Origin of the sequence: Gordonia malaquae NBRC 108250 (assembly GCF_000344135.1) — a bacterium.
GTDB classification, from domain to species: Bacteria; Actinomycetota; Actinomycetes; order Mycobacteriales; family Mycobacteriaceae; genus Gordonia; species Gordonia malaquae.
The window spans coordinates 17,509-30,442 of sequence record NZ_BAOP01000016.1 but is presented as its reverse complement, the minus strand read 5'-3'; the positions used below and the strand labels follow the sequence as shown (position 1 = coordinate 30,442).

General features: G+C 67.6%; 14 protein-coding genes. 7 read left to right on the top strand and 7 right to left on the bottom strand.

Going from position 1 to position 12,934, the window contains the following annotated elements; all coding sequences use genetic code 11:
- Nucleotides 1-40: 40 nt before the first annotated feature.
- Nucleotides 41-688 (bottom strand): envelope integrity protein Cei, encoded by a 648-nt coding sequence (gene cei / locus GM1_RS12060; RefSeq protein ID WP_040520023.1) that lies wholly within the window; start codon nt 686-688, stop codon nt 41-43.
- A 320-nt stretch (nt 689-1,008) separates the two neighbouring features.
- Here cei and GM1_RS12055 point away from each other — a divergent pair, with 320 nt between their 5' ends.
- On the top strand, nt 1,009-1,308 hold the full coding sequence (locus GM1_RS12055; RefSeq protein WP_008379205.1) for a DUF4193 domain-containing protein: 300 nt from the start codon (nt 1,009-1,011) through the stop codon (nt 1,306-1,308).
- 37 nt (nt 1,309-1,345) lie between these two features.
- Here GM1_RS12055 and GM1_RS12050 read toward each other — a convergent pair whose 3' ends face one another.
- Nucleotides 1,346-1,840: a DUF3093 domain-containing protein gene (locus GM1_RS12050; RefSeq protein WP_008379203.1), complete on the bottom strand. Its 495-nt coding sequence runs from the start codon at nt 1,838-1,840 to the stop codon at nt 1,346-1,348.
- Nucleotides 1,841-1,882: 42 nt separating this feature from the next.
- Here GM1_RS12050 and dut point away from each other — a divergent pair, with 42 nt between their 5' ends.
- Together dut and GM1_RS12040 are read left to right on the top strand one after the other, a co-directional pair.
- Nucleotides 1,883-2,407: a dUTP diphosphatase gene (dut, locus tag GM1_RS12045; RefSeq protein WP_008379202.1), complete on the top strand. Its 525-nt coding sequence runs from the start codon at nt 1,883-1,885 to the stop codon at nt 2,405-2,407.
- A complete protein-coding gene (locus GM1_RS12040; RefSeq protein ID WP_008379200.1) occupies nt 2,404-3,246 on the top strand; it encodes a DUF3710 domain-containing protein in 843 nt (280 codons plus the stop codon). Before dut ends, GM1_RS12040 begins: the two co-directional genes overlap by 4 nt.
- A gap of 4 nt (nt 3,247-3,250) precedes the next feature.
- Here the strand turns inward: GM1_RS12040 and GM1_RS12035 are convergent, their stop codons facing one another.
- Nucleotides 3,251-3,961: an alpha/beta fold hydrolase gene (locus GM1_RS12035; protein WP_008379198.1), complete on the bottom strand. Its 711-nt coding sequence runs from the start codon at nt 3,959-3,961 to the stop codon at nt 3,251-3,253.
- Between the two features lie 70 nt (nt 3,962-4,031).
- Here GM1_RS12035 and GM1_RS12030 point away from each other — a divergent pair, with 70 nt between their 5' ends.
- Nucleotides 4,032-4,424, top strand: a complete 393-nt coding sequence (locus GM1_RS12030; protein WP_008379196.1) for an OB-fold nucleic acid binding domain-containing protein — start codon at nt 4,032-4,034, stop codon at nt 4,422-4,424.
- Between the two features lie 45 nt (nt 4,425-4,469).
- On the opposite strand, the gene GM1_RS12025 is transcribed toward GM1_RS12030, so the two are convergent.
- The 4 genes from GM1_RS12025 to GM1_RS12010 all read right to left on the bottom strand — a co-directional run bounded on the left by GM1_RS12025 (nt 4,470) and on the right by GM1_RS12010 (nt 7,586).
- Nucleotides 4,470-4,907 carry a hypothetical protein gene (locus GM1_RS12025; protein ID WP_008379194.1) on the bottom strand — a complete coding sequence of 146 codons (438 nt, stop codon included), beginning with the start codon at nt 4,905-4,907 and terminating at the stop codon, nt 4,470-4,472.
- A complete protein-coding gene (locus GM1_RS12020) occupies nt 4,904-6,064 on the bottom strand; it encodes a globin domain-containing protein (protein WP_008379191.1) in 1,161 nt (386 codons plus the stop codon). The genes GM1_RS12025 and GM1_RS12020 overlap by 4 nt, the downstream gene beginning before the upstream one ends.
- A gap of 194 nt (nt 6,065-6,258) precedes the next feature.
- Nucleotides 6,259-6,921 carry a potassium channel family protein gene (locus GM1_RS12015; protein WP_008379189.1) on the bottom strand — a complete coding sequence of 221 codons (663 nt, stop codon included), beginning with the start codon at nt 6,919-6,921 and terminating at the stop codon, nt 6,259-6,261.
- A 5-nt stretch (nt 6,922-6,926) separates the two neighbouring features.
- Nucleotides 6,927-7,586 carry a potassium channel family protein gene (locus tag GM1_RS12010; protein ID WP_008379187.1) on the bottom strand — a complete coding sequence of 220 codons (660 nt, stop codon included), beginning with the start codon at nt 7,584-7,586 and terminating at the stop codon, nt 6,927-6,929.
- 77 nt (nt 7,587-7,663) lie between these two features.
- On the opposite strand from GM1_RS12010, the gene GM1_RS12005 reads away from it, so the two are divergent.
- From GM1_RS12005 to dxs, 3 genes are all read left to right on the top strand, one after another.
- The gene (locus tag GM1_RS12005) at nt 7,664-9,685 is read left to right on the top strand and encodes an APC family permease (protein WP_008379186.1); all 2,022 of its coding nucleotides are present in this window, start codon (nt 7,664-7,666) and stop codon (nt 9,683-9,685) included.
- The gene (locus tag GM1_RS12000) at nt 9,682-10,947 is read left to right on the top strand and encodes a class I SAM-dependent RNA methyltransferase (protein WP_008379184.1); all 1,266 of its coding nucleotides are present in this window, start codon (nt 9,682-9,684) and stop codon (nt 10,945-10,947) included. The genes GM1_RS12005 and GM1_RS12000 overlap by 4 nt, the downstream gene beginning before the upstream one ends.
- A gap of 75 nt (nt 10,948-11,022) precedes the next feature.
- The gene (dxs, locus tag GM1_RS11995; protein ID WP_008379182.1) at nt 11,023-12,906 is read left to right on the top strand and encodes a 1-deoxy-D-xylulose-5-phosphate synthase; all 1,884 of its coding nucleotides are present in this window, start codon (nt 11,023-11,025) and stop codon (nt 12,904-12,906) included.
- Nucleotides 12,907-12,934 lie beyond the last annotated feature (28 nt).

Genomic DNA, 12,934 nt, shown 5'->3' with positions numbered 1-12,934 from the left:
CGACTGCGCTCGACGCGCGGTGACCTCGACGCGCGGTGACTCAGCAGGATTGGCCGTGCACCGCGTCGAGCAGCGACTCGTCGACCGGGGACTGCTTCTGCTTCGGCGACGCGACCCGCAGTGCCTCGATTGCCGACTGTGCGTCCTGCGTCGGTTGTGTGGACGTGTAGTACTCGCCGAGAGCCAGATCGACGTCGGTGCCTTTACGCCCGTCGTTCACGAGCTGAGCGCACGGCGAGACCAGCCAGACCGCGGCCGCGGCAGCCTGACCGGCCGAGCCGAATCGAATCTGGGCGACGCAGTTGAGGTCGCGGTTCGGATACACGGTGTCGTCGGCGTACGCCGGATCCGCGCCGCGGTAGCCGAGCGAAGCGAGGTCGTCGCTCACCGAACGGGCCGAACCGCGTGCGGCGGCGGAGTTCAAGACCCGAACGCCGAAGGTGCTCAGTGCGGCAGGCGCCACGCTCCGCATCTCCGAACTGTCGACGACGGTCAGGTCGGCGCCGCTTGCGAGGGTGCAATCGGTCTGCACGGTGTCGTCGCCGCGGCCGCTGAACGCGAACGCCCACGCCGACACCGCCACGACAGCCAGGACAGCGATCACGATGAGGCCAGGCAGCAGATTCCGGCGCATGAAGGGGCGACCCTTCGAGTCGGTTGTGTAACCGGTAGCGATTTTCGAGACCACGTCGCCGTGCACCTTCTTCCGTGAGGTCAGTCGGCACCACTCTAGTTGCGCGGCGATGCCGGTGACTCACCGGCGCGCCGGTGGCGGATCATCAAGATTGTCCTCTGAACGGGTGAATGACGTGGCACTCTTGACACGCCGTGAAGTCTCACCTAGAGTACGGGCGCCCAAGGTCATATGCATGGAGACTTATGGCGGGATGCAAGACCACAAGTCTTCGATCCCGTGATGATCTGCTGGCGACGGGAATAATCTCGGCGGATCCAGCGATGAATGACCGGACACGACAAAACACTCCAGACAATCCAGGCAGGCAGGCAATGGCAACTGACTACGACGCGCCCCGGCGGACCAACGACGACGATCTCGCCGAGGACTCGCTTGAGGAACTGAAGGCGCGCCGAAACGAAGCACAGTCCGGCGACGTCGACGTCGACGAAGGTGACACCGCGGAGTCGTTCGAGCTGCCTGGCGCGGACCTCTCCGGCGAAGAACTGTCGGTGCGCGTGGTCCCTAAGCAGGACGACGAGTTCACCTGCACGAGCTGCTTCCTCGTGTACCACCGCAACCGGCGCGCTGAGCAGAACGGCACCGAGCTGATCTGCGTCGACTGCGCCTGAGCGTCGACAGCATCGTCCAACCGACGCCGTACGGGACCTAGTCCCGTGCGGCGTCTGTCATCTCCAGGGCCTCGAGGATCTTCTCCGGGTGGCGCGTCGACACGAGCCAGTACGGCGTCGGATCGTCCGGGTCGTCCAACACGAGCAGCACCATCGACTTGATCCAGGACCGGTGGATCAGGAATGCGGCCGGGTCGAGCTGGCGGCCCATCGCCGCGCTGCGTTGCGACGGTCCGATGGCCGCACCCCGTGAGATCACCTCGGCGGGCAGGACCGCCTTGTGCGCATGGACGGCGCCGTCCGCGTCGATCCGGATGTGGGTGCGTCCCATCGACCAGATGCCCCATGCGATCAGGGCGCCCAGCAGGGGATAAGCGACCACGCTCCACGACTGCCGGTAGGCGGCGAGCTGGATCTCGTAGCCGAGGACAAGGGTCAACGCCGCGCCGGCGAGCCACCACCACCAGGGTGCGGTGAGCCGTTCGGAGTACCGGTCGGCACGCGAAGGGGCGGTCTTGGAGGATTCCGTCACGCCTCCCAGATTAGTCGGGCTGTCGGCTAGTACTCTGCGGGGGTGACCACGCAGAGCCGAACCACGCAGGGCCGAACGCAGACGTACCCGCCGTTGCGCATCCGCCGCTTGGACAGTGGACTCCCACTGCCGGTGCGAGCCCATCCCGACGACGCGGGCGTCGACCTCTTCGCCGCGTCGGATCTCGAGCTCGAACCGGGACGCCGAGCCCTGGTCGGGACCGGGATAGCCATCGCGCTCCCCATCGGCACTGTCGGGCTGATCCACCCCCGGTCGGGTCTGGCCGCTCGCGCGGGTCTGTCGATCGTCAACACGCCGGGCACCATCGACGCCGGGTACCGCGGTGAGATCAAGGTGTGCCTGATCAACCACGATCTGGACGACACCATCACCATCCGTCGCGGCGACCGGATCGCCCAGCTGCTCGTTCAGCGCGTGGAACTTCCAGAACTCGTCGAGGTCGACGAGCTCGACGACACCGTGCGCGGCGACGGCGGATACGGCTCAAGCGGCGGGCACGCCGCCCTCACCACCAGCACACCGAGCGACGAGGAGACACAGTCATGAGTGGCACCAAGCGGATCGGCGAGGCGGGCGGCCCGTACGACATCGACGACCTCGCGAGCTCACCCGACGAACTCACCAACTCGCACCTCGACCTGGGGTCGGTCCTGATGCCCGTGGTCGAAGGCGGTCAGGTGACCGTCGAGATGTCCGGCGACAATCAGCCGGAAGCCGTGTACCTGGTCACGCCTGTCGGACGGATCGGCATTCACGCGTTCGCCGCTCCGCGCAGCGGCGGGCTCTGGCGCGAAGTGGTCCGCGAGCTCGCCGAGTCGTTGCGTGCCGAGGGCGCCTCCACGTCGATCGAAGACGGGCATTGGGGCCGAGAGGTCGTCGCGCGGGTGCCCGGCGGTCACCACCGCTTCATCGGCGTCGACGGTTCGCGCTGGATGGTCCGCCTCGTCGCCAGCGGCCCCGATGAGGGCGACGAACAGCTCGCCCAGCTCGCGCGAGCGGTGCTGGCCGAGACAGTCGTCCGCCGCGGCAATCAGCCCTTCCCTCCGCGCGACGTGCTGCCGATCGTCCTGCCGCCCGTGCTCGCCGAACAGGTGGCCGCGGCGCAGCAGCAGATGGCCGACAAACAGGGCGGCGGACCGCGATCCGAGCCGTTGTCCGCAGCACCCGCGCCCACGAGTTCGCCCGCCGAGGGCGACGTCGTCCCCGGAGGCGCAGTCGCTCAGAGCGCCAAGGCGACGGTGTTCACCGAAGACGCTCCGGTTGCCGCCCCGCAGGCGGAGGCCGTCGTCGATGAGGTGGAGCCGCAGGCGCCCGAAGCCGCCGATCCGCAGCCCGGGTCCCGCGGTTCGGCCCTCTCTCGCCTCCGCGGTCGCCGCAGGCGCTGATCTGTCAGAGGTTCGCGCTGGTCGCCGATGCGGTCCGCCACGCGCGGACGCATGCGGCGCCGAGGAGCGCCTCGTCCGGTCCGAACTCAGTGAGCGGCGTCTCGACGACGGCGCCGCGAGGTGCTGCCGACGCCCAGGCGCGTCCGACGTCGGCGGGATGAAGCGGATCGTCGGGAGCGACGGCGACACCGAGCGGGACGCGCAGCCCTGCGATGTCGTCCAGCGTCGGACAGGTGAACACGGAAGCCGCCCGGAGCTGAGCGACGAGGCCCCGTGGGTGCAGCGACCGCCACGAGCGGGCCAGCTCGGCGCCGAGCCAGTCCGGACTGCCGTCGACCATCGCGGCCACGCTGTGTTCGAGACCGTTGTCCTCGATGGCGTCGGCGGTGATGCGCGCCGACAGAGACGCCAGTGAGTCGCCCGGCGCACCCGACCACGGCGGGAGCGCGGCGAGCACGCCGTCGCAACGGTCAACGTGTGCCGGATCGCTCGCCCATGCCACCGCGATCGCCGCACCGATCGAGACGCCGCCGACGATCACCCGGTCCGAGCGGGCGGCGATCGCATCAATCCTGGTCAGATAGCTGTCGACGAGGTTCGCCTCGGGCTCGAGGCAGTGCAGTTCGGCTTCGATGGAGGCGGCGTGCGGAGCGAAGACGCGGCGGACGAAGTCGGCGTCCGACCCTGTGCCCGGCATCACGATGACAGTGCGCATACAACGATCTTGCACGGGGAGTAGGGTGAGGGCGCAAACGACTTCGACGGGGTACGCCCGGAGGATGGGAATGACGAACACCGGTCTGCTCAAGCGGCTGAGCAAGATGCTCACCGAGGATCTCGAGGACATCGAGGACGAGCGAGTACAACGTGAGTGTCGGGAGGCCAGTGCACAGCACGCCACCGGCGTTCAGCCCGCCCGCGAATGCACCCGCGGCGCCCACGCGGTCATGATCGGCGAGCTCCGCTCGGTCGAGACGTGTTCGCGCAACTCCCACACGGGAGTGCGCGCCGAGTTCTTCGACGGCACCGACACCGTGATCCTCAAGTGGATGGGCCGCAATCGCATCCCGGGCATCGAGCCGGGGCGGCGCATCACCGTCCGAGGTCGGGTGGCGAACGCCGACGGCATGAAGGTCGTCTACAACCCCGAGTACGAACTTCACTCGACAGACGAGTAAGAGCGCGTCTGCTCGGCAGACGCGCCCTATGTCGCTACCCGCGCTTCACGCGGACAGCAGGCTCGCTCCGGCGACGACCAGTGCGACCACTTTGATCGCTTCGAGGCCCACGTACCACAGGTGCGCGCGACTCCGGGTCTCCGAGATCTCGTCGGGCGCCGCGAGCGCCGCATCCGACCGCCGGGTTAACGCTGGACGTACCGCGATCAGTTGACACGCGAGCGCGGCGATCGCCACGCCGCCCGCGATGACCGCGCCGCGCGTCCACCCGTCACCGAGCAGCACGACGACAACCAGCACGATCGACCACACGACCTCGACGGCGTTCAGTGCGCGGAACACGAGTCGGCCGATGCCGAGTCCGAGCGGAATCGTGATCCCGGGCGCGCGAAACTTCAACGGCGCCTCGATGAACGAGATCGCGAGCACCATGCCCAGCCATAGGAACGTCGCCGCGGTCGCGAGTGCGTGACCGACTGTCACCGGACGCCGCCGAATGTCTCGAAGTGGATCCGGTCGGCGGGCACGTCGCGATCGACGAGAGCGTCGCGGACCGCACTCATGAAGCCCGTCGGCCCGCACACGAGCGCGGTCGCCGCGGGGTCGACCGGGATGTCGGCCAGGTCGATGAGACCGATGCGCGTCGTCGGTTCTGCACTGACCCCGTGCTCGTACCACTGGTACAGGGTCCCGCCCGGCAGCTGGGCCACGAGTTCGCCGAGTTCGCCGCGATGCGGCTGACGAGCGCGCGAGCGGTCGGCGTGCATCACCTGCACTGGCCGGGTGTCCCCGGTCCTGACCAGATGATGCAGGATGCCGATCATCGGTGTGCACCCGATGCCTGCCGACGCGAGGAGCAGCGGGCCGTCGTCGTCGGGGAGGGTCAGATCACCGAACGGAGTGCTGACGGACAGGTCGTCGCCGGCGAAGCTGTGTTCGTGCAGCCACGACGACACTTCGCCGTCGAGTTTCACGCTGAATCGCCACGTCGGCTCCCCGGCCGCTCCCGTCAGGCTGTACTGGCGGATCTGGTGCGCGCCGTCGGCCAGCGGAACTTGAACCGACACGTACTGTCCCGGCACGAAGCCGGGGAGCGCTGTGCCGTCACTCGCGGCCACGGTGAACGAGACGGCGTCCGGGGACACCTGGTCGCGCTCGGTGACGCGCACGGTGCGCCACACCTGACCGGGGACGACGCCTGCCGCGGAGTACAGCTCGCTCTCGCGACCGATCAGGACGTGGGCCATCTCCCAGTACAGTTCGTCCCACGCCGCGGCGACCTCAGGGGTGACCGCCTCGCCGAGGATCTCGACGATCGCCGCGAACAGGTGCTCGTGGACGATCGGATACTGGTCGGCGACGACGCCCAGTGATGCGTGCTTGTGCGCGATCCGCTCGATGATCGTGCGCTGGAGCTCCAGATCCGGCTCGCATTGCAGTCGGGCGAACGCCGCGATCGACCCGGCCAGGACCATCGGCTGGGAACCGTTCTTCTGATTTGTTCGATTGAACAGGTCCGACAGCAGCTCGGGATGGGCGTCGAACATGCGTCGGTAGAAGTTCTCGGTGATTGCGCCGAGGGCGCCCTCCACTGCAGGCAGTGTCGCCTCGAGCATGGTGCGGCTGTCATCGGAGATCATGTCTCTCAGTACTCCTCGCTTGTCGATCCGCCGAGGCGGAGGCGACTCGGGGCCGCCTGAATCGATCTGAGCACGAGGATGCGCAAGGGCACTATGGATCGTGGTGCAGGTCGCATGACCTGTGGCGATGTCGTGACAATCGGTCCTATGCCAGTGGGACGAAGGTCCCTACTACGGAAGGTAGTAGTTCGCGGTCACACCGGGAGCTGCATCACGCGATGCAACTCCGCCTCGGACTCCTCCGGAGCGACGAAGACGAGTTCGTCACCGCCCTCGAGTGAGTCGTCGGGCTGCGGGACGATCACGCGCTTGCCGCGAATGATCGCGACGAGCGCGACGTCGTGAGGAAGATGCAGACGCCGGACCGCTTTACCCGCGAGGGGAGTGTCGTCGGGCAGCGTCAACTCGACGAGGTTCGCCTGTCCCTGACGGAAGGTCATCAGTCGGACGAGGTCGCCGACAGACACGGCCTCTTCGACGAGCGAGGCGAGCATTCGTGGGGTCGACACGGCGACGTCGACGCCCCAGTCGTCGTTGAACAGCCACTCGTTCCGCGGATCGTTCACGCGGGCGACCACACGGTTCACTGCGAACTCGGTGGTGGCCAGCAGACTCACGACGAGATTGGCCTTGTCGTCGCCTGTCGCCGCGACCATGACGTCGAACGTCTGCAGCTGAGTGCGCTCGAGGTCGTCGAGCTCGCACGCGTCGGCGTGCACCCAGACGGCGCCCGCGACGGCCTCCCTGTCGATATGCGACGGATCCTTCTCGAACAGCGTCACATCGTGCTCGTTGAGCAGCAGTTCCCGGGCGATGGCTCGACCGACTGCGCCGGCTCCGGCGATGGCGACCTTCACAGTTTCTACTCCCCGAACTCGGAGGCCGCGACGGCCCGCGCGTTGTCGACGTTCGCGGCGGGTGTCGCCACGTACAGCTCGTCGTCCTGCTGAATGACGGTCCGCGGTTCCGGAAGCACCGGGCGTCCCAGACGATGCAGGAACGCGATCCGGGCGCCCGTCTGCTCTTGGAACTTCTGGCAGTCTACGCCCACCCACGACTCGTGGAACGGCAGGACGATCATCGCGAGCGATCCGGACGGATCGTTCCACACGGATGTCTCCGCGGTCTCGCCGAGCGCGGAGACGAAGCGTTCCGTCGTCCACGGCACCGTGGCGACGGTCGGGATCCCGAGACGTTCGTAGACGGCAGCGCGTTTCGCGTCGTAGATGCGGGCGACGACGCGGTTCACGCCGAACGTCTCGCGCGCCACCCGGGCGGAGATGATGTTGGAGTTGTCGCCGGACGAGACGGCGGCGAACGCGTCCGCCTCGGCGATGCCCGCTTCGGCGAGCACATCGCGGTCGAAACCGACACCGAGCACTGTACGTCCGCGGAAGTCGTCGCCCAGGCGACGGAACGCCGATGCATTCCGGTCGATGACGACAACCTCGTGTCCACGCCCCGACATGGCGACTGCCAGGGCAGATCCGACTCGGCCGCAGCCCATGATGATCACACGCACGATGGGAGACGTTACTTCTCGCAGCGCGAATTCGCACCCCGGTGGTACGCGCGGAGGGGACGGCTTAGTGTTGCTGAGTGTCCACGATGTCGAAGGTGTCTGTCGGCGCCAAGCGCCTGCTCCTGGGTCGCCCGTTTCGGAGCGACCGCCTGGGGCACACTCTGCTGCCCAAGCGAATCGCACTTCCGGTGTTCGCGTCCGACGCCATGTCGTCGGTCGCGTACGCGCCGCAGGAGATCTTCCTGGTCCTCTCCGTCGCAGGTCTGAGCGCAATCGCACTCGCCCCCTGGGTGGGCGTCGCGGTCGCGGTGGTCATGGTCGTCGTGGTGGCCAGCTACCGCCAGAATGTGCACGCGTACCCGTCCGGCGGCGGCGACTACGAGGTCGCGACAGTCAATCTGGGACCGAACGCGGGCCTGACGGTTGCTGCGGCATTGCTCGTCGACTACGTCCTGACCGTCGCCGTCTCGATCACCTCGGCGGCGGAGAACATCGGCTCGGCGATCCCGTTCGTCCACGAACACAAGGTTCTGTTCTGTGTCATGGCGATCGCACTGATCGCCGCTGTGAACCTGCGCGGCATCAAGGAGTCGGGCGCTGTTCTGGCGATCCCGACGTACGCGTTCATCTTCGGTGTCGCCGCGATGCTCATCTGGGGATTCGTCAGGATCTTCGTGCTGGGCGACACCGTCAACGCCGAGACCAGCAAATACGACATCGTGCCGGAACAAGATCACTTGATGGGGCTGGCGATGGTGTTCCTCGTCGCCCGAGCCTTCTCATCCGGCTGTGCCGCGCTGACCGGTGTGGAGGCCATCAGCAATGGTGTTCCCGCATTCCAGAAGCCGAAGTCGCGCAATGCCGCCACCACGCTCCTGATGCTCGGAGCCTTCTCGATCCTGTTGTTGCTCGGCATCGTCATGCTCGCCCAGGAGATCGGTGCGAAGTACGTGCTCGACCCGGTCAAAGACCTGGCCGGGGTCCCGGAGGGATATCAGCAGAAGTCGATCATCGCGCAGATCGCCGAAGCGGTGTTCTCGGGCTTCCCGCCCGGCTTCTACGCGATCGCCGTCGTCACCGCACTCATCTTGATGCTGGCCGCGAACACCGCCTTCAACGGCTTCCCGGTCCTCGGTTCGGTGCTGGCTCAGGACCGGTTCCTGCCCCGTCAACTGCACACTCGCGGCGACCGACTCGCGTTCTCGAACGGCATCGTGTTCCTCGCCATCGCCGCGGTCGGGTTCGTCGTGGCTTTCGGCGCCGAAGTGACGTCGTTGATTCAGCTCTACATCGTCGGTGTCTTCGTGTCGTTCACGCTCAGCCAGACGGGCATGGTCCGGCACTGGACACGGCACCTGAAGACCGAGACCGACCCCGACGCCCGTCGTCGCATGATCCGGTCCAGGATCATCAACGCGATCGGCATGCTCATGACCGGAACCGTGCTCGTGGTCGTGCTGATCACCAAGTTCACCGCGGGCGCCTGGATGGCGATTCTCGCGATGGTCCTGCTGTTCATCGTGATGAAACTCATCCACCGCCACTACTCGTCGGTGCAGCGTGAGCTCGACGAGGCCGTCGAAGGCGACGACGAAGTGCTGCCGAGCCGAACGCACTCGATCGTGCTCGTCTCGACGCTGCACCTGCCGACGCGGCGTGCACTTCGCTACGCCCGTGCGACGCGCCCCGACGTCCTCGAGGCGTTGACCGTGAACGTCGACGACCGCGAGACCCGCAAACTCGTATCGGAGTGGGAGGACAGCGACGTCACGATTCCGCTCAAGGTGGTCGCGTCGCCGTACCGCGAGGTGACGCGGCCGATCATCAGCTACGTCCGACGCATCCGCCGAGAGTCTCCGCGCGACGTCATCACCGTGTTCATCCCCGAGTACGTCGTCGGCCACTGGTGGGAGCAGATCCTGCACAACCAGTCCGCGCTGCGCATCAAGACTCGCCTGCTGTTCGAGCCGGGTGTCATGGTGACGTCGGTCCCGTGGCAGCTGTCGTCCTCGGAGGAGCGCGGCAAACGCATGCAGACCCGCTACATCGCGCCGGGCGACGTGCGTCGCGGCTTCACCTCGGAGGAGAAGACTCGGTGACCGAGCTTGAACTGGACGTCACCGGCTACGCGAACGGCGGCTCCGGAATCGCGCGCCACAACGGCCGCGTGGTGTTCGTGGCCGGTGCGCTGCCGGGGGAGCGGGTACGGGTAAACGTCACCGACGATTCGCGCGCCTCGTACGCCAAGGCTTCGGTTGTGGACGTCCTCGATGCGAGTCCGCACCGCGTGGCGCCGCTATGCCCGGCCGCCGCGGCCGGAGCCGGCTGCTGTGACCTGTCGTTCGTCGACCCCACGTACGCGCGGGAACTCGGCGCAGACGCGCTGGGCGACGTGCTGCGCCGGATCGGCGGATTCGGAATCGATGCGACAGAGCCACCGACTGTTGAGCCGCTCGGCGACGTTCCGACGGGCTGGCGGGTCCGCACGCGGCTGGCAGTCGGGGCGGACGGTGTTGTCGGCCTTCGTGGTCGGCGATCGTCCGATCTGGTGACGACGCCGTGCGCGGGACCGGTCGCCGGCCTTCTGGACGGTCTCGACGGATTGGGCGGCGCGGTCGGCACCGAACTGGTCCTCGCGTCCGACAGCGACGGTGTCCGTCACATCGCCGAGCTGTCCGCGCCCGCCGACCGACGCGGCCGGAGCGGGCGAGGCGGGGACCGGCGTGGTCGTGCCCAGCGGAGTCGTTCGGCGCACAGCGCACCGCGGTCCGTCCGTACTGTTCAGGGCGACACGCATGCGGTGCAGACCATCGGTGAGCGCTCGTGGACTGTTCCGGTCACCGGCTTCTGGCAGGCGCATCACAACGCGCCCGCCGCGTACACCCGTGCCGCGTTGGAACTGGTCAAGGGAATCGGGCTGTCCGGGGACGTTCACGTGTGGGACCTCTACGGCGGTGTCGGAGTGTTCAGTGCGTCACTGCTCGACGGAGCGTCCGACTTCAGCGTGCGCGGCGTCGACCTGGTCGACACCGATCCGGGCGCGCTCGCGGCCGCCGAACGAACGCTGGCGACCGATCCCGTCGAGATCCATCGCGGTGCGGTCGCCGACGTGGTCTCGAGCTTGCGTGCACCAGACCTGGTGATCTCCGATCCGCCCCGGTCAGGCGCCGGTGCGGACGTCGTCGACGCCGTCGTCGCCGCCGAACCCGGCGTCGTGGTGCACGTCGGATGCGATGCGGCGGCGTTCGCCCGCGATCTCGGAAGGTTCGCCACACACGGATACAGCGTGCGCGAATGGCGTGCGTTCGACGCGTTCCCGATGACGCACCATGTGGAGGGCATCGCCGTTCTCACGCGCTGACGGCGTTCCGTAGACTGGTTCGAACGCACCGTCCGTGACCGCGGACAGTGCATGACGAAGGTGAGGAGACGCTCGATGGGTGTGCTGGATCGAGTCGATTCGCCTGCGGACGTGCGGGCGCTGTCGCCTGCCGACCTCGAGAAGCTGGCGACGGAGATCCGTGCGTTCCTCATCGAGAAGGTCGCCGCGACGGGCGGTCACCTGGGACCCAATCTCGGCGTCGTCGAATTGACGCTCGCGATCCACCGTGTGTTCGAGTCGCCGACAGATCCGATCCTGTTCGACACCGGCCACCAGTGTTACGTCCACAAGATCGTGACCGGCCGCAAGGGGAAGTTCGACACCCTTCGCCAGCGTGACGGTCTGACCGGGTACCAGGACCGTGCCGAGAGCCCGCACGACTGGATCGAGTCGTCACACGCCTCTGCCGCACTGTCGAACGCGGACGGGCTGTCGAAGGCGTTTGAGCTCACCGACCAGGACCGGACTGTCGTCGCCGTCGTCGGCGACGGGGCCCTCACCGGCGGCATGTGCTGGGAGGCGCTCAACAACATCGCCGACGGCCACCGTCCCGTCGTGATCGTCGTCAACGACAACGGACGCTCGTACGCCCCGACGATCGGCGGCCTCGCCAAGAACCTGTCCGCACTGCGCCTGCAGCCGGGCTACGAACGCTTTCTCACCGGCGGCCGCCGTGCGCTTCGCGGTCTTCCCGTGGTCGGGGACGCGACCTACGCGGTCCTGCACGGGATGAAGAGCGGCGTCAAAGACCTCGTGTCGCCTCAGGCCATGTTCGCCGACCTCGGCCTCAAGTACGTCGGCCCCGTCGACGGTCACGACCTCCAGGAGATGGAGGGCGCGCTGCGTCGTGCGAAGGCGTTCGGCGGACCGGTGATCGTGCATGCCGTGACCCGCAAGGGGAACGGCTACGCGCCCGCCGAGAACGACGAGGCCGAGCAGATGCACGCGACCGCCAAGATGGACCCCGCGACCGGCAAAGCCACGTCGGTGCCGCCGCAGGACTGGACTTCGGTGTTCTCGTCGGCGCTCGTGAAGGAGGGCGCGCGTCGCCCCGAGATCGTCGCGATCACGGCCGCGATGCCCGGGCCCACCGGTCTCGCGGCCTTCGGCGAGAAGTTTCCCGAGCGCATGTTCGACGTCGGCATCGCCGAGCAGCACGGCATGGCGTCGGCCGCAGGCCTGGCCCTGGGCGGCATGCATCCGGTGTTGGCGATCTACGCCACCTTCCTCAACCGAGCCTTCGATCAGTTGTTGATGGATGTCGCGCTGCTCAAGCTCCCCATGACTCTGGTGCTCGACCGCGCGGGCATCACCGGTCCGGACGGTCCGAGTCACCACGGCATGTGGGATCTGTCGCTGATGTCGTTGGTCCCAGGCCTCAAGGTGGCCGCGCCCCGCGACGCGATCAGGGTCCGCGAGGAGCTCTCGGAGGCTCTCGACACGGCTGACGGTCCGACGGCGGTCCGCTACTCGAAGGGCGCCGTCCCCGCCGACATTCCCGCCCTCGCACGTCTCGACGACGGTGTCGACGTCCTCGCCGGCGACCGTGACGGCGGTGCCGACGTGCTGATCGTCGGAGTCGGAGCGTTCGCGCAGCTGGCGCTCGACACAGCCGCCGGACTGACTGAACACGGTGTGACCGCGACGGTCGTCGACCCGCGATGGGTTCTTCCGGTGCCCGCGTCGATCACCGATCTGGCGCGGAGTCACCGACTGGTGGTGACGTTGGAGGACAGCGGCGTTCAGGGCGGGGTCGGTTCTGCAGTCACCCGTGCGGTGGCAGAGGCCGGTGTCGGCACACCGGTGATCCAGCGTGGAGTCCCGCAGGAGTTCATCCTGCACTCCACGCGGGAACAGATCCTCGCCGACATCGGCCTGACCGCAGCCGACCTCGTCGAGTCGATCGCGAAGGCGCTCACCGGCGCACAGCTGTCCTGAGGCTCAGGAGAGTCGGCCAGCTGACCGC

What these genes read in the sequence shown, in the direction of transcription:
- GM1_RS12055 (WP_008379205.1), top strand. Translation starts at nt 1,009, where the DNA reads ATGGCAACTGACTACGACGCGCCCCGGCGGACCAACGACGACGATCTC.
- GM1_RS12040 (WP_008379200.1), top strand. Translation starts at nt 2,404, where the DNA reads ATGAGTGGCACCAAGCGGATCGGCGAGGCGGGCGGCCCGTACGACATC.
- GM1_RS12035 (WP_008379198.1), bottom strand. Translation starts at nt 3,961, where the DNA reads ATGCGCACTGTCATCGTGATGCCGGGCACAGGGTCGGACGCCGACTTC.
- GM1_RS12030 (WP_008379196.1), top strand. Translation starts at nt 4,032, where the DNA reads ATGACGAACACCGGTCTGCTCAAGCGGCTGAGCAAGATGCTCACCGAG.
- GM1_RS12020 (WP_008379191.1), bottom strand. Translation starts at nt 6,064, where the DNA reads ATGATCTCCGATGACAGCCGCACCATGCTCGAGGCGACACTGCCTGCA.
- dxs (WP_008379182.1), top strand. Translation starts at nt 11,023, where the DNA reads ATGGGTGTGCTGGATCGAGTCGATTCGCCTGCGGACGTGCGGGCGCTG.